Here is a 25466-nt window from a genome sequence, read left to right as displayed (position 1 = left end):
TTGTGATCATCTCGACGTCGTACGGAAGTTGGGCGGTCCGAGGAGGAGGTTACGGGCGGGGGACGGGTGGTTAAGGCGAGGGACTACGCCGAGGACCGCGGCGGATCCTCCCGAAGGGTGCCCCGCCGTCGAGGGGCGGGGGCGTGGATCGGACCGCGGTCCAGGTCGTCAGGGGTGGTCCAACTCCCGTACGAGAAGGGGGAGTCGACGGCGGGTCAGAGGTCGAACTCGTGCGGCGGCAGGTCGAGGCTGAAGCACGCCTCGCGGACCACGGCCTGCTCGGTCTTGTCGAAGTCGCCGTCCGCGCCGCCGATCACGATGCCGATCTGGATCACGGCACGCGCCTCGGCGGGCTTCTTCTTCGCCTTGGCGATCTCCTGGAGCACACTGACCTTGCCGAAGGCGAAGTCGGCGGTCAGCTTGTTCAGGTTCTCGTCGAAGCGGCGCTGGAGGTCCGTCGCGTCGAAGTTCTGCAGCACCTCGTTGCTCGCGATGAGCTGGGCGACGCGCTGCCGCTCCGACGGGTCGACCGTGCCGTCGGCGGCCGCCACCAGCGCGCACATCGCCATGCTCGCGTCGCGGAACGCCCCGCTCTTCAGGTCGTTCTTCTTCGCCACGAGCTGGGTCTGCATCGTCGACGCGGACTCCTTGAAGCGGTCCCACAGGGCCATGCGAACTCCATATGTAGTAAGTCGTGCGTCGGGAAATCAGTCGTGCGGCCGCGGCATCGTGGAAACTCCCGGGACCGGGGAGAAGTTCCGGCCGCCTAGACTGGGCGGTTCACGAACGGGACCGGTCAGGGACGGGAGGCGACGGCGGTGGCGGCAGCCGGCAGCGGCTTCGAGGACCCGTCCGCCGACGTGCTCGCGGACGCCGCCGCGGCCTTCGGGCTGCTGGCCTCGCCCGCGCGGCTGCACATCGTGTGGGCGCTGGCCCAGGGCGAGAGCGATGTCACCGGGCTCGCGGAGCGGGTCGGCGGCGCGCTGCCCGCGGTCAGCCAGCACCTCACCAAACTGAAGCTCGCGGGCCTGGTCCGGTCCCGCCGCGAGGGCCGCCGCCAGGTGTACTTCGTCGACGACCCCGACGTGGTCGACGTCGTCCGGCTCGCGGTCACCCGCATCGGCGCCCGCGCCGCCCGGACCGACCTGCCCGCCCCCCGACTCCGTGGCCTCTGACACCGCCGCCCACCGGCACACCCCGCTCCAGGTGCTGCGGCACCTCGACACCGGCCCGCGCGGACTGACCGACCCGGAGGCCGCGGCCCGGCTCGCGGCGACCGGCGAGAACACGGTCCCCCGGCGCCGTACGACCTCCTGGCCCCGCCTCTTCCTGCGCAGCCTGCGCGACCCCTTCACCGCCGTCCTGCTCTGCCTCGGCCTGGTCTCGGCGCTCGTCGCCTCCTGGGGCACCGCCGCGGTGATCCTCGCCCTCGTCGCGGTGAGCTGCGCGCTGCGCACGAGCGGGGAGCACCGGGCCGACCGCTCCCTGCACGACCTGCGCGAGCTGGTCGGCGCCACCGCCACCGTGCTGCGCCGTACGGACGCTCAGGCGCCGGTGAGGGCCCGGGAGACGCCGGTCGCCGAGCTGGTGCCGGGCGATGTGATCCGGCTCGGGCCCGGCGACCTCGTCCCCGCGGACGTACGACTGCTGCGCGCCACCGGGCTGACCGTGCACCAGGCCGCCCTCACCGGCGAGTCCGCGCCGGTCGCCAAGGCCGCCGTGGAACTGCCCGGGGCGGACGACGAGGGGCCGTTCGCGCCGCCGGAGCTGTGTTTCCAGGGCAGCGGTGTCGTGTCGGGGAGTGCCACGGCGGTGGTGGTGGCGACGGGGGCGCGGACCCGGTTCGCGGCCGCGCACGACGGGCCGGTGCGGCGGGAGGCGAGCGCGTTCGACCGGTCCGTGCACGGGATCTCCTGGGTGCTGATCCGGTTCATGCTGATCACGCCCCCGCTCGTCCTCATGGCCAACGCGGCGCTGCGCGGGCGCGGCCTGGCGACGCTGCCGTTCGCCGTCGCGGTGGCGGTCGGGCTGACGCCCGAGATGCTCCCGGTGATCGTGACGACCTGCCTCGCGCGCGGGGCGGCACTGCTCGCCCGTACGCACGGCGTCGTCGTCCGACGGCTCCCCGCGCTGCACGACCTCGGCGCCGTGGACGTCCTCTGCCTCGACAAGACGGGCACGCTCACCCAGGACCGCCCGGTCGTGGAACGCGCCCTCGGCCCCGACGGTCTCGCCGATCCCGACGTCCTGCGGCTGGCCGCCACAGCCGCGTGGTGGACCCTCCAACTCGCCGAGGCGCCCGTGCCGGACGCGCTCGACGAGGCGCTGCTGGAGGCGGCGGGGCCGGTGGGGGAGTCGTACGACGGGGTCGGGGCCGTGCCCTTCGATCCGGTACGGCGGCTCGCGACGGCGGTGGTGCGGGGGGAGGCCCTCGGCACGCACACGCTGATCGTGAAGGGGGCGGTGGAGGACGTACTGGAGCGGTGTGTCCTCGACGAGGCCGAGCGCGACCGCCTGCTGTCCCTGGCCGAGCGGGAGGCGGAGTCCGGCCTGCGGCTCCTTGCGGTCGCAACGGCCGAACGCCCCGCACGCGCGCGTGACTACGGTCCGGCGGACGAACGGGGCCTGGTCTTCCGGGGGTTGGTGACGTTCCACGACGCGCTGAATCCTGATGCCGGGGAAGCTCTACGGGCTCTTGCCGACCTCGGTGTCGGCGTGCGGATCCTCACGGGGGACCATCCGGCGACGGCGGCGCGGGTGTGCCGGGAGCTGGGGCTGGCGCCGGGGGAGGTGCGGGTCGCGGCGCGTTGCACGCCCCAGGACAAGGCCCGCGCGGTCGCCGACCTGCGCGCGGCCGGGCACACGGTCGGCTTCCTCGGGGACGGTCTGAACGACGTGCCCGCGCTGCGCGCCGCCGATGTCGGTATCGCGCCGCGTGCCGCCGTGGACGTGGCGCGGGAGGCCGCCGACGTCGTGCTCGCCGGCAAGGACCTCGCCGCGATCCGGCACGCGGTCACGGCCGGGCGGCACAGCAGCGCGAACATCGCCTCGTATCTGCGGATCACCCTCTCCTCGAACCTCGGCAACGTCATCGCGATGCTCGCGGCGGGCCTGCTGCTGCCCTTCCTGCCGATGCTCCCGGCGCAGGTACTCGCCCAGAACCTGTGCTTCGACGCGGCCCAACTGGCCTTCGCCTACGACCGTCCCGGCGCGGCGGCGCTGCGCCGCCCGACGGTGCTGCGGCCGCGGGCGTTCCTCCGCTTCATCACCGGGTTCGGGGTGCTGAACGCGGTCGCGGACCTGGCGACGTTCGCGGTGCTGGCGCTCGCGCTGCGGGGTCCGGACGCCGTGGACGACGAGGTGCTGTTCCACTCGGCCTGGTTCACGGAGAACCTGCTCACCCAGGCGCTGGTGATGCTCCTCCTGCGGACCAGGGGCGGTACACCGGGTCCGGTGGGGCGAGCCGCCGCCGCGCTGGCCGCCGTAGGAGTCCTGCTGCCCCTGAGCCCGCTGGGCGCCGCGCTGGGCATGACGGGGATGGCGTTCCCCTACTACGTCCTCCTGGCAGCCGTGCTCGGTGTGTACGCCCTGGCCCTGAGGGGTTTGCGTTCCACCCGAGGGTTGTACAGTTGCGCAACATAGCAACTGTCGTGTGAGGGAATGAGGAGGACGAGGTCATGCTCCGCAACGGACTGGAACCTTGGCACCTGCTGGTCGTGGCGATCATGGTCATCCTGCTGTTCGGCTCGAAGAAGCTCCCGGAGGCCGCACGCGGACTGGGCAAGTCCATGCGCATCCTCAAGAGCGAGGCGAAGGCGATGAAGGAGGAGAACGCCGTGGCGGAGTCGGTGTCGGCGGAGCCGACGACTGTCCACACCGTGACGGAGTCTCCGGTGGCCGCTGCTACGGAGCCGCCCGCCACCGCCCACTGAACTCGCCGACCGCAGTGACCCCGGGCGGGGTGGCCCCACCGCCTGCTCCGGCCCTGAACTCCCGCCGCTCACCGAATCCTTCGGCCCCGAACTCGGCCCGGTCGCCGGAGTCGGTCTCGTCCGTCGCGGTGCTCAACCGGTCGAGGAACGCGTCGAGCCCCGGCTGTTGCCGGGGCCGATGTGACGGGTCAGGCCTGCTGCTGGAGTTCCGTCTTCGTGGCCGTCTTCGCCTCACGCTTACGACGCTTGCGCTCCGAGCGCGGCTCCTGGTCCGGCAGCCAGCCGAACGTCATACAGCTGCCCACGATGCCCAGCAGCAGCCCGATGAAGAAGCCGCCGAGGTTCGAGGTGAGCCAGCTGCCCAGGGAGCAGAGGATCCCGACGATCGAGTAGAACAGGCGCTGGCCCGGGCTGAAGAGGATCAGCAGTCCGCACAGCAGCATCATCACCGGGAGCAGATAGCCGGTCATGCCCTGCATCCCGATGTGCATCGCGACCTTCAGCGACACCTTCTCCGTGAGCAGGATCTCCGCCCCGCCCAGGGCGAGCAACAGCCCGCCCCAGAACGGACGGCGGGCCCGCCAGCGCCGGAAGGCGGGCCCTTTCCCCTGCTGTGGCAGGTTCTCCGACATCAGCAACCCGAGTCGCTGAAGCTGAGCTTGAGCCCCGGCAGCTTGAACACACCCGCCGTAGTGGCGTAGTTGGTCTGCCGCAGGTTGTCGATGTGCACGGTGTCGGACTGCTGGCTGAAGACGCCCTTCTTGCCCTGCACACCCGCCTTGTTCAGCGTGCTCGCGTCGTTGCCGATCTGGATGTTGCCGAAGGACGCGTCACCCGACAGCTCGGTCGAGTCCGTGGTCAGGTCGGTCGCCGTGACCTTCGTCGAGCCGCTGCCCGCCTTGATGAGCAGGTTGATGCCGCCGAGGTCCACGCTCTGGCAGAGGCTGTCGAGCGTGGCGGTCTTGATGGCGGAGGTCATGATCAGCACCTGCCCGCCGGTGTCGCCCTCGTTCGGGCTGTTCGGGATCATGCTGTCCAGGTCGCCGAACTGCTCGAAGCCGGTGCCGTCGAGCGACTTGGCCGTGACCGTGAACGGCATGCCCGAGATGGAGAACTGCACCCCCAGCGCGCCCTGTGCGGTGAGCACCGCGAGGGCCGCGGCGGCCAGCGTGGCCGGCACCGCCATGATCGCGGCACGGCGCAGTCGGACCTGACCGCGTCTCTCGGGCCCCTCGGCTGTCGCGGGTGCGGAACCGCTTTCCGGCTGCTCAGGGGTGTTTCCGTTGGACGGGTTGGCGTCCGAGGGTGAAGCCATGTCTGCTCCCATGTGCTGCTCTGGTTCAACGCGAGTCGGTATCGAAGTGGCGCGTTGTCCTGGCGCGGACAGCGAGTGCGGCGAACCCCTCCCCACAACTCCCGGCGGGTGCAAGGGCTTTCAAGGTTACGCAGCAGTAGCCGTCGAGGAAGTTACCGGGGGTTACATTGAGGGGTCAAGGGAGTTGTGAAAAAAGAGTGTTGATGATGCGCCACCTGTGAGGCAAGGCTTTCGCGCGCCTCCGGCGAGCCTCGGCTTGTACATCAACTTGCCCTGCATCTCTTGACGTTGACTGACACTCAGGTCTACAACTCTCCCTTGTTTGCCGGATCCGTGGCGCCGGATCCGCCGCGCGGCACGAGCCGCGTTCCCGGACTTCCCTTTCCGCAGGGGCACTTCACGCCCTCAGAGTCCGAACCCCGCGGCTCGGCACGGCCGCTTCCCCCCTGGTCGTGCCGTCCGCCCCACCGCCCGGCCCGGCCGGAGACCCTCAACCCCCGCGGGCCTCCGGCCGGTCACCGGCCGGCCGCCGCCCCGGCCCGTCACGTACGGAGAAGGCGTCACGGGCCGGCGGCGGCGAACTCGCGCCCCTCGACCCCCACTTACCCCACCCCCCAAGAACCCCCCGGTTCGACCCTCCACTTCGAAAGAAGAGGTACACCCGCATGCGCACTCGCACCGTCCTCACCCTCGTCGGCTCCGTCGCCGCGCTCACCCTCCCCTTCATCGCCCCGGCGTCGGCGGCCGACACCGTGCTCACCACCGGCAGCCTCGGCGGCACGGCCGTCGCCGTCGGCGATGTGCTGACCGCGCCCCTGGCCACCGGCACCACCGCCACCCTGTACTCCAGTGCGACCGGCACCAGCGGCATCAAGTGCACGACGTCGCAGTTCACGGCGACCGTCACCGACAACCCGACCGCGCCGGGCACCGCCACCGAGTCCGTCTCCGGGCAGAGCTTCGACAGCAGCAGCTGCACGAGCAACGTCCTCGGCGTCACCGGTGTCACCAGCATCACGGTCGACAACCTGCCGTACAGCACCGCGGCCGTCTCGGACGGCACCCTGACCGTCACCCCGGCCAGCGGCTCCACCATCCAGACCACGGTCAAGCTGACCACCCTGCTGGGCAGCATCACCTGCGTCTACCAGGCGCCCAGCCTGACCGGCACGGCCAGCAACACCGACACCAGCATCAACTTCACCAGCCAGGCCTTCACCAAGACCTCCGGCTCGTCCCTGTGCTTCAGCGCGGGCTACTTCACCGCGAAGTACGCCCCGGTGACGGACGGCGGCGCCCCGGTCTACACCAACTAGAGGACGGTCGACCGAGAAACGGGTCGACCGGTGAGCAAGTAGGCCCTGAATGCGCCGAGTTGAAACTCAGCGTCGACGCAGTCGCAGGGCCAGGGCGGCGCCCCCGGTGAGTACGAGCACCGCGGCGGCGCCGCCCGCCACCATGGGCGCCGAAGGACCGCTCGAAGCGGCATCGGTGTCGGACGCCACCGGACTGCTGCCCGGCGCGGTGCTCTCCTCGGCCGGGGACGCCTTCTGCGTCGTAGTGGAGGCCGGGGTCTTGGCCGAACTGCTCGCGGCGGCAGGGGACTTGGACGCGGACGACGACGGGCTCGCCGTCTTCCCCTTCGAGCCGGCCGTCCCTGTCGTGGGCGTCGGCGAAGCGGCGCCGCCCCCGGGGAACACCACGTCCGAGCACGAGTAGTACGTGTCCTCGGTACTGCTGTTCTGCCAGATGGTGTAGATCAGTTGGCGTCCGGTCCGGCCCGTCGGCAGCGTCGCCCTGATGCGGTACGCGCCGCCGGTGAGCGGCGGGTCCTTCACCTCGGCGAACGGCGTCGTCGGCAGCTCGGACCAGGTCAGCGGCTTCGACGCGTCGTAACCGGCCTTCGTCAGATACAACTTGAACGTGCCGGTGTGCGCGATCGTCGACGCGTACGTCATCGTCAGCTTCGCCCCCGGAGTCAGCCGCGTGGACGGCCAGTCGGTGCGGGCGAGGTTCAGACCCTTGTAGTCGGACAGTCCACCGCTGCACAGCTTCCCGTCGGGGATCAGCTGCCGGTCGCGGCCGTTGATGTCGGGGACCCGGAGGTTGTCCCAGTAGGTGAAGGGCGCCCCGTTCGCGGCGATCGCCGCCTTGCACGCGGCCGACTGGGCCTGGCTGCCGCCCTGGGGCGAGCAGGCGTAGACCCGGCTGACCGGATACGTCGGCGCCCCGTGCGCCTGCGCCGGACCCGCCGCCCAGACGGTGAGCAGCAGCGGAGCCGTGGCGGCGGCCGCCATGGCGGTGCGATGTGCGGTCATCCGGGACATCCGGAACGTCTCCTCGGCCGGGGGCGGCAACGGTCTGTTCGTGCAATACGGGAAGCGGGCCCGGCGCGTTCAGTCTGTTCCCCTGGAGTGAATTGGGACGTATCCGGTCAACTGCCTGATGTTCAGGGGTGGTTTCCGGCCTGATCGAGGGTTTCCCCCGTATCCGTATGACCTTCTCTTTGCCTATCGTTTGACCACAGCTGACCCACAGGCGACCCCTGTCGAGGTGGCCGCCCGCGCCCGGCGCTCTCCGGTTCGACCCCCCACCGCTTCGACGGCGAAGCGAATCGACCGCCGCTCCGCGCTGCTTGGAGTACGGCCACGAAAGGCAAGCCCTTGCGCACTCCCACGGCATTCCCCACCGGACGGACCCTGATATCCGTCGCCGCGGTCTCCGCGGCCCTCCTCGCCACGGCCGCCACCTCGGCCGCCGTCGCCCAGGTGCCCCCCACCCAGGCCACCGCACCGGCCCTGTCCGGACAGACCGAGGCCGCACCCGGCACCCTCGCGGAACGCCTCATCGTCGGCTACAAGTCCGGTGCCGCGGAGGCGAGTTCGAACCGCGCCGCGGAGGCCGACGCCACCGCCAAGGGCAAGGAGGCCGGCGAGAGCGTCGACTTCCAGCGCCGCCTCGGCACCGGCGCCGCCCTGGTCGGCCTCGGCAACGCGCGCAGCACCACCGAAGTCGCCGACGTCATCGCCGAGTTCAGATCCGACCCGCAGGTCTCCTACGTCGTACCGGACCGGCTGAACACGCCGCAGGCCGACCCGAACGACACCGGGTACAGCAGGCAGTGGGACCTCTTCGAGTCCACGGCCGGGATGAACGTGCCCGCCGCATGGCCGACTTCGACCGGCAGTGGGGTCACCGTCGCCGTCATCGACACCGGCTACGTCACCCACTCCGACCTCGCCGCGAACATCGTCGCCGGCTACGACTTCATCAGCGACACCGCCGTCTCCGTCGACGGCAACGGCCGCGACAGCAACCCGGCCGACCCCGGCGACCACCACGCCGCCAACGAGTGCGGCGCGGGCATCGCGGCCAGCCCCTCCTCCTGGCACGGCACCCATGTCGCGGGCACCATCGCCGCCGCCACCGACAACGGCAAGGGCATCGCGGGCATCGCCTACGGCGCGAAGATCTCCCCGCTGCGCGTCCTCGGCAAGTGCGGCGGCTACGACTCCGACATCATCGACGCCATCACCTGGGCGTCCGGCGGCACCGTCTCCGGCGTCCCCGCCAACGCCAACATCGCCAAGGTCATCAACATGAGCCTGGGCGGCGACGGCGCCTGCACCTCGGCCACCCAGAGCGCGATCACCGCCGCCGTGAACCGCGGCACCACGGTCGTCGTCGCGGCCGGGAACGACAATGACAACGTCGCGAACCACTCCCCGGGCAACTGCGCCAACGTCATCTCCGTCGCTGCCACCAACCGCGCCGGCGCCAAGGCGTCCTACTCCAACTACGGCTCCGGCGTGGACATTTCGGCCCCCGGCGGCCAGACCAGCACGGGCACCGCCAACGGCATCTACTCCACGCTGAACTCCGGCACGAAGACGCCGTCCACCGAGTCGTACGCCTACTACCAGGGCACCAGCATGGCCACCCCGCACATCGCGGGCCTGGTCGCGCTCATGAAGTCGGCCGACCCGGCGCTGACCCCGGCCCGGATCGAGTCGGCCATCAAGGCCAACGCCCGCCCCCTGCCCGGCAGTTGCCCGGGCGGCTGCGGCGCCGGTCTCGCGGACGCGGCGAAGACGGTCCGGGCCGTGAGCACCGGCAGCGCGCCCTCCGCCCGGTAGGCGGTGGCACAGGGGATCCACAGAAACAGACCGGCCGACCCGTAGTGTGAGGCGCTTCCTCGGAGGCCCCTCGCCGGGGCGGCCGGTCTTCCGTTTGGCCGGGAAACGGCGCTGACACGTGCCACAGCCACCGAAAGTGGTCAAGAGTCGGGGCAGGGATGACAGAGAGACGCAAGTGATGGGAACGTGAGGGGTGTTGGCGGTCTTCGGGTGCAAGGTCGACACCGCCATATCGTGAGCTACTGTGTACAGGGGGTAATAAAAAACGGCATGAGCCGTTGTTTTTCCTTAATGGGAGTGTTTCAGTCGATGGCGAGGCAGCTACGGGCCGAACAGACCCGCACAACGATCATCACGGCCGCCGCCGAGCTGTTCGACCGGCAGGGCTATGAATCCACCAGCCTGAGCGACATCGTCGACCAAGCCCAGGTCACCAAGGGTGCCCTGTACTTCCACTTCGCGGCCAAGGAAGACCTGGCCCACACGATCCTGGAGATGCAGGCCAAGGCCTCGCGCCAGATCTCCAAGGAGATGGACAGCAGGGGCTACTCCTCACTGGAGACGCTGATACGTGTCACGTTCGGCATGACACGACTGGCCGTCGAGGGACCCATCCCGCGCGCCGGACTCCGGCTCGCCGCGGGGGAGATCGAGGTACGGCCCCCGATGCCGCACCCCTTCGCCGAGTGGCTGGACATCGCCTCCCGCAAACTCGCGGGCGCCGTGGCCGAGGCCGACGCGCACCCCGACACCGACGTGGACGCCGTGGCCCGTACGCTCATCGGTCTCTTCGTGGGCATCCGCGTCGTGGGCCGCACCCTCGAACCGGTGGCGTTACAGCCCCGCAGAACGGCCGAGATGTGGCACCTGGTGATCCGCGGCCTGGTCCCCGTCCCCCGCCGGGCCCGCTATCTCAGCCTCGCGGCGCGCCTGGAGCGGGAGATCGAGACCGACTGACCCGCCCGGTACGGTGAGGCGCATGCCCGACACCCCCACCGCGCCCGTGATCCTCGGCGACGAGCCCGGCTCGTTCCCCCGCAGCGTGCTGGCCGAACGGCACCCCGCGATCATCCAACAGGTCCGCGACGCCTTCCCCTACGGCCCCGAGCAGCACCGCGCCCTCGACGCCCTCCTGAAGAACTGCACCGAGGGCACGATCGAACCCCTCCCCGCCGACGCCGCCGACCACGACCGGTGGGCGGCGTGGGGCACGGAGAAATACGCCGGACAGTCCTGGTACGACGTCCCCTGGCTCTGGTCCGAGAGCTACTTCTACCGCCAACTCCTCGAAGCCGTCGGCTACTTCGGCCCCGGCGCCTGGCAGGGCATCGACCCGTTCCGTCCCTTCAAGCGCGCCGAACTCGACGCCCCCGAGACGGACGAGGAACTCGCCGCACTCGACGAGCTGGCGACGAAGCCGCCGGAGGAGCGCGCCAACTCCCTTCTGCACGGCTCCCTTTGGGGCAACCGCGCGGACCTCGGCTTCCGCCTCTCGGCAGCCGGAGCGGAGTCGGCCTCGCGGGCCCCGGCCCCGGCCCTGGTGGCCGACGACAGCGAGCGGCTGTGGTCCCTCCTCTCCGGCACCGGCACCCTCTGCCTCGTCGCCGACAACGCCGGCCGCGAACTCATCCCCGATCTCCTGCTGTTGGCCCACCTCCTCGACCAACAGCGCATCGAGCGCGCGGTGTTGCACATCAAGCCCCACCCGTACTACGTCTCCGACGCCACGACCGCCGACGTGGTCGACGCCGTGCACCGCCTCGTCGGCGCGCCAGGTGCGGCGGCGACGTACGGCCGCGCCCTCTGGTCGGCCATGGCGGACGGCCGCCTCACCGTGCGCGCCCACCCCTTCTCCTGCGCCCCGCTGCCGTACGCCGAGATGCCCGCCGACCTCCGCGCCGAGTTCGCCGCGGCCACCCTGACGATCGTGAAGGGGGACCTCAACTACCGCCGCCTGGTGGGCGATCGCCGCTGGGCACCGACCACGCCGTTCGCCGACGTCACCGCGTACTTCCCGGGCCCGGTCGCCGCCCTGCGCACCCTCAAGTCCGACGTGATCACGGGCCTGAACGCCGGAACGGAGGCCGCGTTGGTGGCGGCGGAGGGGCAACGCTGGCGTACGGGTGGCACGCATGCGCTGATCCAGGTGCGGGGGGTGTCCTCGGCGCCCGCCGTGTAGTTGGCTCGGTCACCGACGTCTCTTGTCGGACGTGTCGTCACGCGAGGGGAGTACGACCGAGATGCGTATCGGAGTGGCACCGCACCGTCTGTGGCCCGACGGCGAGGGGGAGTTGGACGAGGTCCTCCAAACCGCTGTCAGGGCCGAGGAGTTGGGCCTCGACCACGTCTTCGCGAGCGGTCATGCGGTGGCCGGCGACCTGGGGGTGACCCCGGACCCGCTGGTCCTGCTGGCCGCGATCGCCGGAGCGACCCGACGGATCGGACTGGTCACCAGCATCCTGGTCCTGCCGCTGCACAACCCGCTCCTCCTGGCCCACCAGGCCGCGACCCTCGACCGGCTCTCCGGGGGCCGTTTCACCCTGGGCGTCGGCACCGGCTGGGACGCCGAGGAGTTCGCTGCCGTAGGCGTCCCGTTCGCGGGCCGGGGCCGCCGTATGGACGAACAGCTCGCTGCCGTACGGCAGTTGTGGCGCGGCGAGGGCTCGCCGCGGCTCGGGGTGCTGCCGCGTACCGAGGGCGGTCCGCCGGTGTGGATCGGCGGACAGAGCGACGCGGCACTGCGCCGGGCCCTGCGGTTCGGTGACGCGTGGCACGGGTCCGGGGTCGATGCCGAATCGCTCACCGGGGTGCGGGCGCGGCTGGACGCGCTCGGCATTGAAGCGGGCCGCGACCCGGGCACGTTGGAGCTGACGGCGGGACTGTTCCTGGTGCCGCCCGGGTTCACCCCCGCGGTCAAGGTGCCGGGCCGGCCGCTGGGCGGGGACGACGCGAGTGCCGAGAGCGTACGGGACGAGCTGGGCCGACTGTCCGACGCCGGGCTCGTCTCCGCGTCGCTGTGGCTGCCGGTGCCCACGGAGTCGTTGCCGGACGCCCTCGCGTGGGTCGCCGGGGAACTCGTCGCGCGGTCGCTCTGAGGGACAACACGCCCTCGATTCAGGTGTGTTGATCTGAGTGAGACGCCGGGTCGCGATGAGGGCGGCCCGGCGTTGTCTCAGCCCAGCCGTACGTCCTGCCACACCATCCGGTGGTCGGACGTGACCACCGTCGTGCCGTCGCCGACCAGGCGGTACAGCGGGTCGTCGGAGGTCGGCCAGAACACGCCGTTGCGGCCGGGGAGCAGACCCTTGGACGGCAGGACGTGGTCCACGCGCAGATTGCCCGGCGTCGTGTCGCTGAAGTCGCCCGTGTCGTAGGCCGGGTTGCCGATCTGGCCGATGTTCGCGCCGCCCTGGAGCTTCGCGGCCTCGACCCCGCCCGCGCTGGCCGGCGGTTTGGCGGGCAGGTTGATCGCCGGGTGGTCGAGGAACTGCCGTACGGCGTGGTCGTAGCTGTCGCCGTCGTACGGATCGGCGTTCTGGTCGCCCGCGATCACGAACCGCGAGCCCGGCCGCAGACCGCCCCGGACGCCCTTGTCGTCGTAGAGATAGGCACTGCGCGCGTGGCCGCCGATGTAGTCGGCCCACAGGCGGATCTCGTCGTGGTTGCGGCGGCCGTTGCGGTCCTCCGTGCCGTCGAAGGTGGGCGGCGTCGGGTGCGAGACCAGGAAGTGCACGGTCTCGTGGCCGAGCCGGACCGGCACGTCCCAGTGGCTCTTGGAGGAGAGCCGCAGGATCGCGCGGGCCGCGTCGCTGTAGTAGCCCGGCGGGATCACGTTGCCCGGCATGTCCTTCCACAGGAAGTGCTGGAAGGTGCGCACCGCGCGGGTGTCGATCGGGAACTTGGAGAGGACGACCATGCCGTACTGGCCCGGGAAGAAGCCGTAGCCGAACGCGTCCTGGCCGTACGCGTCCGAACCCGGCGTCGTCACCACGCCGTTCTTGCCGTCGAGGTCGACGCCCGAGGGGACGCCCGTGTTCACCGGGCCGGTGAAGTGGTGCGGGAAGTGGATCGGGCGGGCGCTGTTGTGGCCCCGGGACAGGTAGTTGTCGAGGAACAGGCGGACCGCTCCGCCGCCCTCCACGTAGTCGAACTCGTTGATCAGCAGGATGTCGGGGTTCACCCGCTGGATGGTCTCGGCGACGTTGCGCGCCTGGGCGTTGTCGGGCGTCGACAGGTCCGTGACCAGCGCGCCCTCGGTGGCGCGGTTCAGCGAGGCGTTGAACGTGGCGAACCGCACGGTCCGCCCGTACCGCCCGTGCCGCTCGGATGCCGACGCGCGCACTGTGGCGGTACCGGCCAGCGCCGCCCCGGCCAGGGAGGCGAGCGTGGCGCGGCGGGAGAAGGTTCGGGAGTGGTTCATCGGGACTCCGGCCAAGGGAGGGGACACGTGAACCCCCGTAGTCTGCGCGCGTAGAAGTGAACGTCACAAGATGCGGGCGAAACTCATGGGTTCACTCCTGATTCACGCGATGGTGTGATCATGTCCCTTGCCCGGGATGGGTGTTGAGGGCCGCGGGTAGGGCCCGGCCATGACCCAGCCGTTCGAACTCCCGCACTTCTACATGCCGTATCCCGCGCGCCTCAACCCGCATCTGGACGAGGCCCGCGCCCACTCCTCCGTGTGGGCCCGCGAGATGGGCATGCTGGAGGGCTCCGGGATCTGGGAGCAGGCCGACCTCGACGCGCACGACTACGGCCTGCTCTGCGCCTACACCCACCCCGACTGCGACGGGTCCGCCCTGTCGCTGATCACCGACTGGTACGTGTGGGTGTTCTTCTTCGACGACCACTTCCTGGAGACCTTCAAGCGCAGCCAGGACCGCGCAGGCGGCAAGGCGTACCTGGACCGGCTGCCGCTGTTCATGCCGCTGGACCTGTCGACTCCCGTACCGGAGCCGGAGAATCCGGTCGAGGCGGGGCTCGCCGACCTGTGGGCGCGCACGGTGCCCTCGATGTCCGTCGACTGGCGCCGCCGCTTCGCCGTCTCCACCGAGCATCTGCTCAACGAGTCCCTGTGGGAGCTGTCCAACATCAACGAGGGGCGGGTCGCCAACCCCGTCGAGTACATCGAGATGCGCCGCAAGGTAGGCGGCGCGCCCTGGTCGGCGGGGCTCGTGGAGTACGCGACCGCCGAAGTGCCCGCGTCCGTCGCCGAGGAGCGGCCGCTGCGGGTGCTGATGGAGACCTTCTCCGACGGCGTCCACCTGCGCAACGACCTCTTCTCCTACCAGCGGGAGGTCGAGGACGAGGGCGAGCTGAGCAACGGCGTGCTCGTCCTGGAGACCTTCTTCGGCTGCACCACCCAGGAGGCCGCCGACACCGTCAACGACGTCCTCACCTCGCGGCTCCACCAGTTCGAGCACACCGCGTTCACCGAAGTGCCCGCCGTGGCCCTGGAGAAAGGTCTCACCCCGGACGAGGTCAGGGCCGTCGCCGCCTACGCCCAGGGCCTCCAGGACTGGCAGTCCGGGGGCCACGAATGGCACCTGCGCTCCAGCCGCTACATGAACGAAGGCGCCCTCGACAACTCGCCGTTGAACGGCCCGACCGGCATCGGCACCTCCGCCGCCGACATCGGCGCCCTGCTCGCCGCGGCAGGCGCCGAACGGCTGCGCGCCTACACACACGTGCCCTTCCAGAAGGTCGGACCGTCCCAACTCCCCGACTTCTACATGCCGTTCGAGGTCGAACTGAGCCCGCACCTGGACGGCGCCCGCGTCCGCCTCGTCGACTGGGCACACGCGATGGGCATCCTGGAGGAGGGCGTCTGGGACGAGGGGAAACTCGCCGCCGCCGACCTCCCGCTCTGCTCCGCCGGCATCGACCCCGACGCCACCGAGGCGGCCCTCGACCTCAGCTCCCGCTGGCTCGCCTGGGGGACCTACGGTGACGACTACTACCCCCTCGTCTACGGCATCCGCGGCGACCTCGCCGCCGCCCGCGTCACGACCGCCCGCCTCTCGGACTGCATGCCCGTCGAGGGACCGGCGGTCATCGTGCCGGTCAACGGCATGGAACGCGGACTCATCGACCTGTGGGCCCTCACGACCGCCGAGATGCCCCTGGACGACCGGCGCACCCTGAAGACCGCGATCAACAAGATGACCGAGAGCTGGGTCTGGGAGCTGTCCAACCAGATCCAGCACCGCGTCCCCGACCCGATCGACTACCTGGAGATGCGCCGCGCCACCTTCGGCTCCGACCTGACCCTCAGCATGTGCCGGATGGGCCACGGCCCGAAGGTCCCGCCCGAGGTCTACCGCACCGGCCCCGTCCGCGCCCTGGAGAACGCGGCCATCGACTACGCCTGCCTCCTCAACGACGTCTTCTCCTACCAGAAGGAGATCGAGTACGAGGGCGAGGTCCACAACGCGATCCTCGTCGTGCAGAACTTCTTCGGCATCGACTACCCGACCGCACTCGGCGTCGTCCACGACCTGATGACCCAGCGCATGCACCAATTCGAACACGTCGCCGCGAACGAACTGCCCATCGTCTACGACGACTTCGGCCTCTCGGACGAGGCCCGCGAGATCATGAAGGGCTATGTGACCGACCTCCAGCACTGGATGGCGGGCATCCTGAACTGGCACAGCGAGGTCGACCGCTACAAGGCCGAGTACCTGGCGAGGCGTTCACACGGGTTCGTGCCGGACCGGGTGCCGGCGTTGCCGTTCGGCTGAGCGGGAGGGGCCGCGGCGGGTCAGGAGGGCTGGTGCTCCGCCCGGCCCGCGTGGGCGACCGCGGCTCGCGCCAGCGCTCGGACCACCGGATGCGGGCGCGAGCCGTCGCCGGCCAGTTCCGGCTGGAAGAGGGTGGCCAGGAAGAAGGGGTGGCCGGGGAGTTCGGCGATCCGGACGTGGCCGTCCTCGTCGTGTCCGGAGAAGCGCAGACCGTGCGCGCGCAGGGTGTCGAGGTGGCGGGTCGGGCCGAAGGAGCAGAAGTAGCGCTCGACCGTGCGCTCCGAGCCGATCGCGGACTCGGCGAGCGAGCCCGGTTCGATCGTGACGGCGGCCTCGTGACCGACGAGGGAGCAGGCCAGCGGTTCGATGAGGAGGTCCTCGGCGTCGGGGTCGTTCTCGGCGTGCGCGACCCGGGTCAGCCCGCACACGGCACGGGCGTACTCGAGGAGCGCGTGCTGGAAACCGCCGCAGGTGCCGAGGAACGGAACGCCCTCCACGCGCGCGGTGCGGATCGCGGACAGGACACCGGCCTCGCTGCGGTAGGGGCTGCCCGGCAGCACCCACACGGCGTCGAACCCGCGCACCGCGTCCGGTGCCTCGGCGTCCTCGGACGGGATCCAGTAGGCGTCGAGGACGAGCCGGTCGCGCTCGGCGAGGGCGTCGAGGATGAGCGGGAGGCGGCTGTGCGAGACGACGTTGGGGGAGCGGTCGCCGACCAGGGCGATACGGGCGGTGCGTGCGGTCTGATCTGCGGTGTTCGTCATGCCGTTCATCCTGGGCGCGACCCGATGTTCACGTCCAACGATGATTCCTGCTCTCTCCATAAGCGGAACTGATGGGATGCTGTCCTCCGTGGACCCGCACCTCCTGCGTACGTACGTCACCGTGGCCCGGCTCGCCTCCTTCTCGGAGGCCGCGCGCGAGCTGGGCTACACCCAGTCCGCGGTGTCCCAGCACATCGCCGCCCTGGAACAGGACCTCGGCGCCCCGCTGCTCAACCGCCGTCCCGTCACGCCCACTTCGGCGGGCGAGCGGCTCCTCGAACACGCGGGCCCGCTGCTGCTGCGCCTGGACGCCGCCCGCGCGGACGTCGTCCGGATGGCCGCCGCACCCGAACGCGGGCTCACCCTCGCCACCGCGCCGACCGCACTCGGGCCACGCGTCCTGGCAGCCCTCCCGCGCGCGGGCGTGACGCTGCGCGTGCTCACCCGGGACGAGGTGCCGGTCGCCGTCGCCACCGGCACCGCGGACCTCGGCCTGGTCGACGGGATCGCGGCCCCCAACGATCCGCTCCGGCTGCCCGACGTGGCCCCGCTGACCACCCACGGCGTCGCCGAGGAACCCGTCTGCGTCCTGCTCCCCGACGACCACCCGCTGGCCGGCCGCCCCGCCCTGCACCTCGGTGATCTCGCCGCCGCACGCTGGCTCGACGCCCCCGACGCGGGCGTGCCCCTCGCGCGGCTCCGCGCCGCGAACGGGGGCGGCGCCTTCCGCCCGGCCCTGCGCTACGACGGCACCGACATCCGCGTCCTGGTGGCCCTCGCCGCCGCGGGCCACGGCCTGACCCTGCTGCCCCGCTCGGCGGCCACCGGGGTACCGGGCGCGGTCGCCGTCCCGCTCGCCGAACCACGCGTCGTGCACCGTACGGAACTGGTGTACGGGGGAGCGCCGCGAGGGGCGGCGGCGCGGTTGGTGGGGCGCCTGGTGGAGCGGGAACGGGAGTGAGGCGGCACGCGCGCGTGCGATGCGCGGCAGGGCCTTCCCTCTCCTGACCCTCGGTCAGTCTCACTCGTTCGTGGCACGTCGGGCGCCGGTGCGCCGGGTAGATCATCTGCCGGAGGCGATCCATGGAACAGACTGCGTTGCGTCCCAAGCCGATGCCCGGGCAGGAACCCGGCGGCGGCACCAAGCCCGGCCCCACCCGCCGCCCGCACGCCGCGCGGCGCCGCGGCCGACGGCTGGTGACCCTGCTGTTCGGCCTGTTCGTCGGGACCGTCCTGGTGCTGTCGGGGGTCGGGCTCGGCACGGTCGGCGCCACGGTGATCGGCATGAGCAAACTCGCCGAGATGCAGCGCCAGGCGGCCCACCAGCCGGCGCGGACGGCCGACTCGCCCGGCCCGTCCGCGTCCTCCGCGAGCCCGTCGCCCTCGCCCATCGGCGCGACACTTGGCGTGGAGGCCGTGGACGCGGAGAAGGCGGGCGCCCTGGTCGTCGGCGTCCACATCCCCGGTCCCGGCTACACGGCCGGCCTGATCCGCGGCGACGTGCTGCTCACGTTCGGCGGCACCCGGGTCGACTCGGCGGCCGACCTCTCGCGCGCGGTCGCGCGTGCCCATCCCGGGGACGAGGTCACCATCACCGTGCGGCACCACAGCGGCGGCTTCCAGCAGTTCACCGTGGTCCCCGGGTACGTCGTCTGACACGGCGTCGCGCGTCCCCTTGGAGACGGCCCACGACGTGACGCCGACGCCGGCCGGGAGCGCCCCGAGCGCGATGCCCGGACCGGGGAAGTCCCGCCGATCGGCTCGCGTGGCCCTCCGGGTCCGGGCAGGATGCTGACCGTAGCTCCGTTCCGTCCGACCTCGGAGGCCTGAATGACCGGTAGCACGCCCGCGCCCTTCACCGCCGCCGACTACAGGACCCGCATGGACCGCGCCGCGCGGGCCGCCGCCGACGCCGGTCTCGTGGGGCTCCTGGTCGCTCCGGGACCGGACCTGGTGTGGCTCACCGGCTACGCGCCCACCGCGATCACCGAACGGCTCACCGTCCTCGTCCTGGCCCCCGGCCGCTCCCCGGTCCTCGTCGTGCCCACCCTGGAGGCCCCCGACGCGGCCAAGGCACCCGGCGCCGACGCCCTCACCCTGCGCGACTGGACCGACGGCAAGGACCCCTACGCCGCCACAGCCGCCCTCCTCGACGCGACCGGCCGCTTCGGCATCAGCGACAACGCCTGGTCCATGCACCTGCTCGGACTCCAGAAGACGCTGCCCGACACCACCTACGCCTCCCTCACCGACGCACTGCCGATGCTGCGCGCGGTGAAGGACGCGGCGGAACTGGACCTCATGGCGGCCGCCGGAGCGGCCGCTGACGCAACGTACGAGGAGATCCGGAAGGTTCCCTTCGCCGGCCGCCGCGAGTCCGACGTCGGCACCGATCTCGCCGATCTGCTACGGCAGTTCGGGCACTCCCAGGTCGACTTCACGATCGTCGCCTCGGGCCCCAACGGAGCCAACCCGCACCACGAGGTCGGCGACCGCGTCATCCAGCAGGGCGACATGATCGTCCTCGACTTCGGCGGCCTCAAGGACGGCTACGGCTCCGACACCTCGCGCACGGTCCACGTCGGCGAACCCACCGAGGAGGAACAGCGCGTCCACGACCTGGTCCGCGAGGCCCAGGAGGCCGGTTTCCGCGCGGTGCGCCCCGGAGTCGCCTGCCAGGAGGTCGACCGCGCCGCCCGCGCGGTCATCGACGACGCCGGATACGGCCCCTACTTCATCCACCGCACCGGCCACGGCATCGGCGTCACCACGCACGAGCCGCCGTACATGATCGAGGGCGAGGAACAGCCCCTCGTGCCCGGGATGTGCTTCTCCGTGGAGCCCGGCATCTATCTGCCCGGCCGCTTCGGGGTACGCATCGAGGACATCGTCACGGTGACCGACCACGGCGGCCGCCGGCTCAACAACACGGCCCGCGAGATGGCCCTGGTGGACTGACGACGACCAGGAGCCCCGACACCCCGAACGGCGACGGCCCGACCATGACCCAGGCACCGACACCCACCGCGGACACCGTCCGCCAGCTGGTCCGTTCCCTGCTCAAGGACGGCACGGCCGACGGAGCCGGACCCGAGATCAGGCCCGTCGCCGAGGGCGGCGAGCACGACACCTGGTGGGTCGGCTCCCGCCACGTGCTGCGCCTCGCCCCGAACCGTGCGGCCACCGTGCGGCAACGCCGTGAACTGCGCCTGCGCGACCTCGTACGGCCGTATCTCCCCGTCGCCGTTCCGACGAGCGTGGCGCACGGCGAGTGGGCGCCCGGGCTCACCTACACGCTCGACACCAAGGTGCCAGGCCGGTCCGGCGAGGACCAGGACGTCTCCGCCGTGGGTGAGGCCGACCTGGCCGGGCTGCTCACCGGGTTGCGCGAGGTGCCCGCCCGGCAGGCCGAGTCGCTCGGGATCCCGCGCACCGCACCGCGCTCCCTGGAGGAGTTGCGCCGCGCCGCCGAGCAGGCCGCCGAACGGCTCGCCGCCGCCGACGAGTTCGATGCCGCCCGCCTCCACCAGCTCACCCAGCCCGGCGCGATCCAGCTAGCCGCACAGCCCGGCAGCGCGGTCCTCGTCCACCACGACCTCAAGGGCGAACACCTGGTGGTCAGCACCGACGGCCGGGTCCGCGGCGTCCTGGACTGGACCGGCGCGGCCCTCGGCGACCCCGCCGAGGACATCGCCGGACTCGCTCTGGCGGTCGGCTCGCCCGCCGCCGTACGCGCCGCGACCCTCGCCGGCTACGGCGCCCGCCCCTGCCTGCGCGGCCTCTGGCTCGCCCGCTGCGACACCGTCGTCCGCCTCGCCGACTGCCTCAAGGGCCGCGACGCCGGACCCGTCCCGCTCCTCAGGACCCAACTGCGCCGCAGCTGGGAGGCGATCCTGCTGGAGCGGGTGACCGAACTCAGGGAAGGGGACGGGGAGTTGTAGCGCGTAAACGTTCGCGCAAGCGTTTACGCCGGCGCTTCGCAAACGATTGCGCGAGCGTTTGCGTCAGCCGTCCGTAAACGATTGCGCAAGCGTTTACGCCTGTGCCAGCACCACGCACGACTCCCCGGGCAGTCGTAGCATCCCGTCCGCCCCCGGCACCTCCACCGGCTCCCACGCGGCCAGGATCTCCGCCGGGCGCGTGCCCAGGGGGATCGCGGCCGGTTCCTTGCCGAGGTTCACCGCGACGCGTACGTCTCCGCGGCGCAGCGCGAGCCAGCGGGCGTCCTCGTCGTAGGCGACCTTCGTGTCGGTGAGGTCGGGGTCCGTGAGGTCGGGTTCCTGGTGGCGGAGCGCGATGAGCCGGCGGTACCAGGCCAGCACGCGCGCGTGGGGCTCGGTCTGCGGCTCCGTCCAGTCGAGGCAGGAGCGGTCGCGGGTCGCCGGGTCCTGCGGGTCGGGTACGTCCTCCGCGGCCCAGCCGTGCGACGTGAACTCCCGTCGCCTGCCCTGCCGTACGGCCTCCGCGAGGTCCGGGTCGGTGTGGTCGGTGAAGAACTGCCAGGGCGTGCCCGCGGCCCACTCCTCGCCCATGAACAGCATCGGAGTGAAGGGCCCGGTCAGGGTCAGCGCGGCGGCGCAGGCCAGCATCCCGGGGGAGAGGGAGGCCGAAAGGCGGTCCCCCTGGGCGCGGTTGCCGACCTGGTCGTGGGTCTGGCTGTAGCCGAGCAGCCGGTGCGCGGCCACCCGCGTGCGGTCCAGGCGGCGGCCGTGGTGCCGGTCGCGGAAGCTCGAATAGGTGCCGTCGTGGAAGTAGCCGCCGGTCAGCGTCTTGGCGATGGCCGAGAGCGGGGCCCGCGCGAAGTCCGCGTAGTAGCCCTGCGATTCACCGGTCACCGCGGTGTGCAGGGCGTGGTGGAAGTCGTCGTTCCACTGCGCGTGCAGCCCCAGGCCGCCCTCCGCGCGGGAGGTCACCACGCGCGGGTCGTTCAGGTCGGACTCGGCGACCAGGAACAGCGGCCGGCCCGTCTCGGCGGCCAACGCGTCGACGGCGGCGGAGAGTTCCTCCAGGAAGTGGCACGCGCGCGTGTCCTGCAGCGCGTGCACCGCATCCAGTCGCAGCCCGTCGATCCGGTACTCGCGCAGCCACGCCAGCGCGCTGCCCAGCAGGAACGCGCGCACCTCGTCCGAGCCGGGCGCGTCCAGGTTGACCGCGCTGCCCCAGGGGGTCTGATGCGTGTCCGTGAAGTAGGGGCCGAACACGGGCAGGTAGTTCCCGGACGGGCCGAGGTGGTTGTGCACCACGTCGAGCACGACACCCAGGCCCAGTTCGTGAGCCCGGTCGACGAACCGCTTGAGTCCCTCGGGGCCGCCGTAGGGCTCGTGCACGGCCCACAGGGAGACGCCCTCGTAGCCCCAGCCGTTGCGGCCGGGGAACGGGCACAGGGGCATCAACTCGATGTGCGTGACGCCCAGTTCGACGAGATGGCCGAGACGGTCGGCGGCCGCGTCCAGGGTGCCCTCGGGTGTGTACGTGCCGACGTGCAGCTCGTAGAGCACCGCTCCGGGCAGCGGGCGTCCGGACCACGCGGCACGCCACGCGTACCGCTCGTGGTCGACGACCGCGCTCAGCCCGTCCGGGCCGTCCGGCTGGCGGCGCGAGCGCGGGTCGGGCCGTGGCGGGCCGTCGTCCACCGAGAACGCGTATCGCGTGCCGTCCTCCGCCTCCGCCTCGCCGCTCCACCACCCCACGCGCTCGGGATCGCGCTCCAACGCGCGCGTGGCGCCCTCGCAATGGAGCGTCACACGGTCTGCCTCTGGTGCCCACACCTCGAACTGCACGGACGGTTCCCCTTCGTCTGCTCACCGGGATGTAGCCCGTCCATCGTGCTTCAAACGAGATCAATCCGCTTTTGAATCCGTCCCTTTGGCGCAGGTGTCGTCATCTTCACGCGCGTGCGTGCCGTTTCCGCGTCTTCTGGACACCCGGGGTTCACTGCCCGACAATCACGAGCGTGACGTCGTCCTTCGAGTTCCACACGTACCCCGCGCGGCTGTCCGACGCGGAGCGCGACAAGGCGCTCAAGGTCCTCCATGACGGCGTCGCCATGGGGCGGCTGTCCCACGACACGTTCATCCGGCGCATGGAGCTGGCACTGGCCGCCCGCCGGTCCGAGGACCTCGTGCCGCTCACCGCCGACCTGCCCACCGAAAGCCGCCTCTCCCGGCTGCTGTTCGGCACCGTGGAGGCCGTCTCCGGCTTCACCGTACGGCTCCGGAGGGCCTGGCAGGCCGAGCGGCTCCCCAAGCTGCTGCTGCCCCACCCGGGCAACGGGTATCCGCTGCGCATCGGCCGCGACCCGGCCAACGGGCTGCGCCTGACCCACGAGACGGTGTCCCGGGTGCACGCCGAACTCAGCCGCCAGGGCGGCATGTGGGTCCTGCGCGACCTCGGCTCGACCAACGGCACGACGGTCAACGGCCGACGGGTGACCGGCGCGGCCGTCGTCCGCGAGGGCGACCAGATCGGCTTCGGCCGGATGACGTTCCGGATCTCCGGCACCTGAGCCGGAACACCGCCCCACCTCACCTCTGGCCTGGGCATTACCCGATGTGGCGATCTTGGGTGTGCGTGAAATCCCTTTGCGTACGGCGGTGTTGACGTACCCCGTACGCCGTGACTGACTGTGCGTACACCATGCACATCAGGTGAACCGACGGCACCACAATTGTGGAGGTGTGCCCTGCCGCCACTCCTCCGCTACCCGTCCGTGGACGAGTTGGCCGCCCAGGCCGCCGCGCTCGTCGCCCGCCGTCCCCAGGACGCCCGGCTGCGCCGCGTCGGCACCTCCCGCGCCGGTACACCCCTGTGGCTGCTCTCCGTGGGCCACGGCAGCCGTCAGGCCCTCGTGGTCGCCGGACCGCACGCCAACGAGCCGGTGGGCGGCGCGACGGTGCTGCGGCTGGCCGAACGGGTCCTCGCCGACCCCCGGTTGAGCGAGGGCGCCGACGCCACCTGGAACCTGCTGCTGTGCCTCGACCCCGACGGCTCGCGCCGCAACGAGGGCTGGCTCCCCGGCCCGTACACCCTCGGCCGGTACTTCCGGAACTTCTTCCGGCCCGGCTTCCTGGAACAGCCCGAGTGGCTGCCCGACGGCGCGGCAGGCGCCCGACTCCCGGAAACGCGCGCCCTGTTGGAGGTCCAGGACGAACTCCGGCCCTTCCTCCAGTGCTCCCTGCACGGTGTCGACGTGGGCGGCGGCTTCGTGGAGCTGACCCGCGACCTCCCGGGCCTCGCCCGCCGCGTCGCCCACACGGCGACCCGCCTCGGCATCCCGCGCGAACTCGGCCCCTACGACACCCTGTACTGGCCGAGCCTCGGCCCCGCCGTCTACCGCATCCCGCCACCGCGCCCGGGCGACCTCGCCGCGGCCATCACCGAGGCCGCCGTCGAGTCCACCTGGTACCACCCGCACCGGCACGGCACGGTGACCGCGGTCGTGGAGGCGCCGATGTGGGGCGTGACCGGCGTCGAGAACGGCGCACCGCCCGCCGACGCGGACGCCTTCCTCCGCACCGTGAGCCACACCCTGCGCCACGACAGCCGCATCCTGGAACAACTCCTCGCGCGGATACGGCCGTTCGTGCAGGGCGGTACCGAGACGGGGACGGGCGTCGGGCTGAGGGACGCCTGGCCGCGGCCCGCCGCCGACCCGGTGGTACCGCCCGCGCGGGACACCGCCGAGACGCGTCCCCGGACCCTCGTCGTGTCCGACGCGGCGCGGCTGCTCGCCCCGGTCGACGACTATTTACTGGTGATCCCCGGGCTCGCCGACGCGTGGGACCCCGACGTCGACACCGGCGCGGCCCGCCCGCTGCCACCGCTCAACACGGCCCACCTGGCCGCCCTGCGCATCGCGGGGCGGCGGCTGGCGCTGCGGACGGCGGGGCTGCTGTACCAGCTCGTGGCCGCCTCCGGGAGCGATCCGGCCGGTGTGCTCCCGGAGTTGGACCGGCTGATCGACCAGTGGTGCGCCGACTACCGCGACGGCTGCGGGGCACGCTGGATCTCGGTCGCGCGCCAGGTCGAGTACCAGTCGCGCGTGGTGCTCAGCGCGTTCGAACTGGCCCGGCGGCACGCGCCCGTGTGCTCCCGTTCGGGTGAGCCGGGGTGGGGTTCGGAGACCGCGGTGCCGATGCACCAGGAATGACCTGTACCTCGAAATCGACCGTTCTCCGGAGTGCCCTGCTCGCGGCGGCACTTGTGCTCCTCGCCGCCGGACAGTCACCCGCCCAGGCGACCGCGCCCCACCACGGTGTCCGGGGCGACTGGCTCTACCTCACCGTCACCCGGGGCGACAGCCGGTCCAGTGACACACGCGGGACGCTGCTCCTGTGCGACCCGCCCCAGGGGCACGCCCACGCTGCCGAGGCCTGTGCCCAACTGGGCGCGGCGGGCGGCGACATCGACGCCATCCCGGCCAAGGGCGTGATGTGCCCGATGATCTACGCCCCGGTGACCGCCCACGCGCGCGGGGAATGGAAGGGGCGTCCGGTCGACTACGGGAGGACGTTCTCCAACGGGTGCGCCATGGCGGCGCACACCGGAGAGGTCTTCGCGCTGGACACCTGAGGCGC

22 protein-coding genes and 1 pseudogene are annotated in these 25466 nt (G+C 71.7%); 16 read left to right on the top strand and 7 right to left on the bottom strand.

Features of this window, described 5'->3' with window-relative positions; genetic code table 11:
* Positions 1–215: 215 nt before the first annotated feature.
* Entirely contained in the window at positions 216–671 is a 456-nt protein-coding gene (locus tag OG504_RS14050; protein ID WP_033281474.1) for a tellurite resistance TerB family protein, read from the bottom strand.
* A 147-nt stretch (positions 672–818) separates the two neighbouring features.
* Here OG504_RS14050 and OG504_RS14045 point away from each other — a divergent pair, with 147 nt between their 5' ends.
* The 3 genes from OG504_RS14045 to tatA are packed head-to-tail and all read left to right on the top strand — an operon-like array spanning position 819 to position 3932.
* The gene (locus OG504_RS14045; RefSeq protein ID WP_405990135.1) at positions 819–1175 is read left to right on the top strand and encodes an ArsR/SmtB family transcription factor; all 357 of its coding nucleotides are present in this window, start codon (positions 819–821) and stop codon (positions 1173–1175) included.
* Positions 1165–3642 (top strand): magnesium-translocating P-type ATPase, encoded by a 2478-nt coding sequence (gene mgtA, locus OG504_RS14040; RefSeq protein WP_405990134.1) that lies wholly within the window; start codon positions 1165–1167, stop codon positions 3640–3642. The genes OG504_RS14045 and mgtA overlap by 11 nt, the downstream gene beginning before the upstream one ends.
* Before the next feature lie 35 nt (positions 3643–3677).
* A complete protein-coding gene (tatA, locus tag OG504_RS14035) occupies positions 3678–3932 on the top strand; it encodes a Sec-independent protein translocase subunit TatA (RefSeq protein WP_405990133.1) in 255 nt (84 codons plus the stop codon).
* A gap of 188 nt (positions 3933–4120) precedes the next feature.
* Here the strand turns inward: tatA and OG504_RS14030 are convergent, their stop codons facing one another.
* Together OG504_RS14030 and OG504_RS14025 are read right to left on the bottom strand one after the other, a co-directional pair.
* A complete protein-coding gene (locus OG504_RS14030) occupies positions 4121–4564 on the bottom strand; it encodes a DUF6114 domain-containing protein (RefSeq protein ID WP_363095338.1) in 444 nt (147 codons plus the stop codon).
* Positions 4564–5247, bottom strand: a complete 684-nt coding sequence (locus tag OG504_RS14025; protein ID WP_405990132.1) for a DUF6230 family protein — start codon at positions 5245–5247, stop codon at positions 4564–4566. The genes OG504_RS14030 and OG504_RS14025 overlap by 1 nt, the downstream gene beginning before the upstream one ends.
* Positions 5248–5912: 665 nt before the next feature.
* Between OG504_RS14025 and OG504_RS14020 the strand changes: the two genes are divergently transcribed.
* Complete coding sequence (locus tag OG504_RS14020) at positions 5913–6563, top strand: Tat pathway signal sequence domain protein (RefSeq protein ID WP_405990131.1); 651 nt, start codon at positions 5913–5915, stop codon at positions 6561–6563.
* A 66-nt stretch (positions 6564–6629) separates the two neighbouring features.
* Here the strand turns inward: OG504_RS14020 and OG504_RS14015 are convergent, their stop codons facing one another.
* Positions 6630–7574, bottom strand: coding sequence for a lytic polysaccharide monooxygenase (locus tag OG504_RS14015; protein ID WP_405990130.1), 945 nt, complete (start codon positions 7572–7574; stop codon positions 6630–6632).
* A gap of 336 nt (positions 7575–7910) precedes the next feature.
* Between OG504_RS14015 and OG504_RS14010 the strand changes: the two are divergent.
* The 4 genes and pseudogenes from OG504_RS14010 to OG504_RS13995 form a co-directional block, all read left to right on the top strand.
* Positions 7911–9362, top strand: a pseudogene (locus OG504_RS14010) (S8 family peptidase); the annotation flags it as partial.
* A gap of 330 nt (positions 9363–9692) precedes the next feature.
* Positions 9693–10340, top strand: a complete 648-nt coding sequence (locus OG504_RS14005; RefSeq protein WP_405990129.1) for a ScbR family autoregulator-binding transcription factor — start codon at positions 9693–9695, stop codon at positions 10338–10340.
* Positions 10341–10362: 22 nt separating this feature from the next.
* Positions 10363–11562 carry a damage-control phosphatase ARMT1 family protein gene (locus tag OG504_RS14000; protein ID WP_405990128.1) on the top strand — a complete coding sequence of 400 codons (1200 nt, stop codon included), beginning with the start codon at positions 10363–10365 and terminating at the stop codon, positions 11560–11562.
* A 61-nt stretch (positions 11563–11623) separates the two neighbouring features.
* Complete coding sequence (locus OG504_RS13995) at positions 11624–12478, top strand: TIGR03619 family F420-dependent LLM class oxidoreductase (protein WP_405990127.1); 855 nt, start codon at positions 11624–11626, stop codon at positions 12476–12478.
* Positions 12479–12555: 77 nt separating this feature from the next.
* Here the strand turns inward: OG504_RS13995 and OG504_RS13990 are convergent, their stop codons facing one another.
* The gene (locus OG504_RS13990) at positions 12556–13803 is read right to left on the bottom strand and encodes an endonuclease/exonuclease/phosphatase family protein (protein ID WP_405990126.1); all 1248 of its coding nucleotides are present in this window, start codon (positions 13801–13803) and stop codon (positions 12556–12558) included.
* 169 nt (positions 13804–13972) lie between these two features.
* Between OG504_RS13990 and cyc2 the strand changes: the two genes are divergently transcribed.
* Positions 13973–16126: a germacradienol/geosmin synthase Cyc2 gene (cyc2, locus tag OG504_RS13985; protein WP_405990125.1), complete on the top strand. Its 2154-nt coding sequence runs from the start codon at positions 13973–13975 to the stop codon at positions 16124–16126.
* Between the two features lie 20 nt (positions 16127–16146).
* On the opposite strand, the gene OG504_RS13980 is transcribed toward cyc2, so the two are convergent.
* Positions 16147–16890, bottom strand: a complete 744-nt coding sequence (locus OG504_RS13980) for a glutamine amidotransferase-related protein (RefSeq protein ID WP_405990124.1) — start codon at positions 16888–16890, stop codon at positions 16147–16149.
* 88 nt (positions 16891–16978) lie between these two features.
* Between OG504_RS13980 and OG504_RS13975 the strand changes: the two genes are divergently transcribed.
* The 4 genes from OG504_RS13975 (at position 16979) to OG504_RS13960 (ending at position 20831) form a co-directional block, all read left to right on the top strand.
* Positions 16979–17851 carry a LysR family transcriptional regulator gene (locus OG504_RS13975; protein WP_405990123.1) on the top strand — a complete coding sequence of 291 codons (873 nt, stop codon included), beginning with the start codon at positions 16979–16981 and terminating at the stop codon, positions 17849–17851.
* Positions 17852–17973: 122 nt separating this feature from the next.
* The gene (locus OG504_RS13970) at positions 17974–18546 is read left to right on the top strand and encodes a PDZ domain-containing protein (protein WP_405990122.1); all 573 of its coding nucleotides are present in this window, start codon (positions 17974–17976) and stop codon (positions 18544–18546) included.
* 174 nt (positions 18547–18720) lie between these two features.
* Complete coding sequence (locus tag OG504_RS13965; protein ID WP_405990121.1) at positions 18721–19848, top strand: aminopeptidase P family protein; 1128 nt, start codon at positions 18721–18723, stop codon at positions 19846–19848.
* Positions 19849–19892: 44 nt separating this feature from the next.
* Positions 19893–20831, top strand: coding sequence for a phosphotransferase family protein (locus OG504_RS13960; protein WP_405990120.1), 939 nt, complete (start codon positions 19893–19895; stop codon positions 20829–20831).
* A 93-nt stretch (positions 20832–20924) separates the two neighbouring features.
* On the opposite strand, the gene treZ is transcribed toward OG504_RS13960, so the two are convergent.
* Entirely contained in the window at positions 20925–22670 is a 1746-nt protein-coding gene (gene treZ / locus OG504_RS13955; RefSeq protein ID WP_405990119.1) for a malto-oligosyltrehalose trehalohydrolase, read from the bottom strand.
* 173 nt (positions 22671–22843) lie between these two features.
* Here treZ and OG504_RS13950 point away from each other — a divergent pair, with 173 nt between their 5' ends.
* From OG504_RS13950 to OG504_RS13940, 3 genes are all read left to right on the top strand, one after another.
* Entirely contained in the window at positions 22844–23395 is a 552-nt protein-coding gene (locus OG504_RS13950; RefSeq protein WP_405990118.1) for an FHA domain-containing protein, read from the top strand.
* A 204-nt stretch (positions 23396–23599) separates the two neighbouring features.
* The gene (locus tag OG504_RS13945; RefSeq protein ID WP_405990117.1) at positions 23600–25039 is read left to right on the top strand and encodes a M14 family zinc carboxypeptidase; all 1440 of its coding nucleotides are present in this window, start codon (positions 23600–23602) and stop codon (positions 25037–25039) included.
* A complete protein-coding gene (locus tag OG504_RS13940; RefSeq protein ID WP_405990116.1) occupies positions 25036–25461 on the top strand; it encodes an SSI family serine proteinase inhibitor in 426 nt (141 codons plus the stop codon). Before OG504_RS13945 ends, OG504_RS13940 begins: the two co-directional genes overlap by 4 nt.
* Positions 25462–25466 lie beyond the last annotated feature (5 nt).

The organism is Streptomyces sp. NBC_00986, assembly GCF_045162565.1.
Classification (GTDB): Bacteria; Actinomycetota; Actinomycetes; order Streptomycetales; family Streptomycetaceae; genus Streptomyces.
Note: the sequence above shows the minus strand (reverse complement) of the source record. Positions and strands in the feature narration are given on the sequence as shown.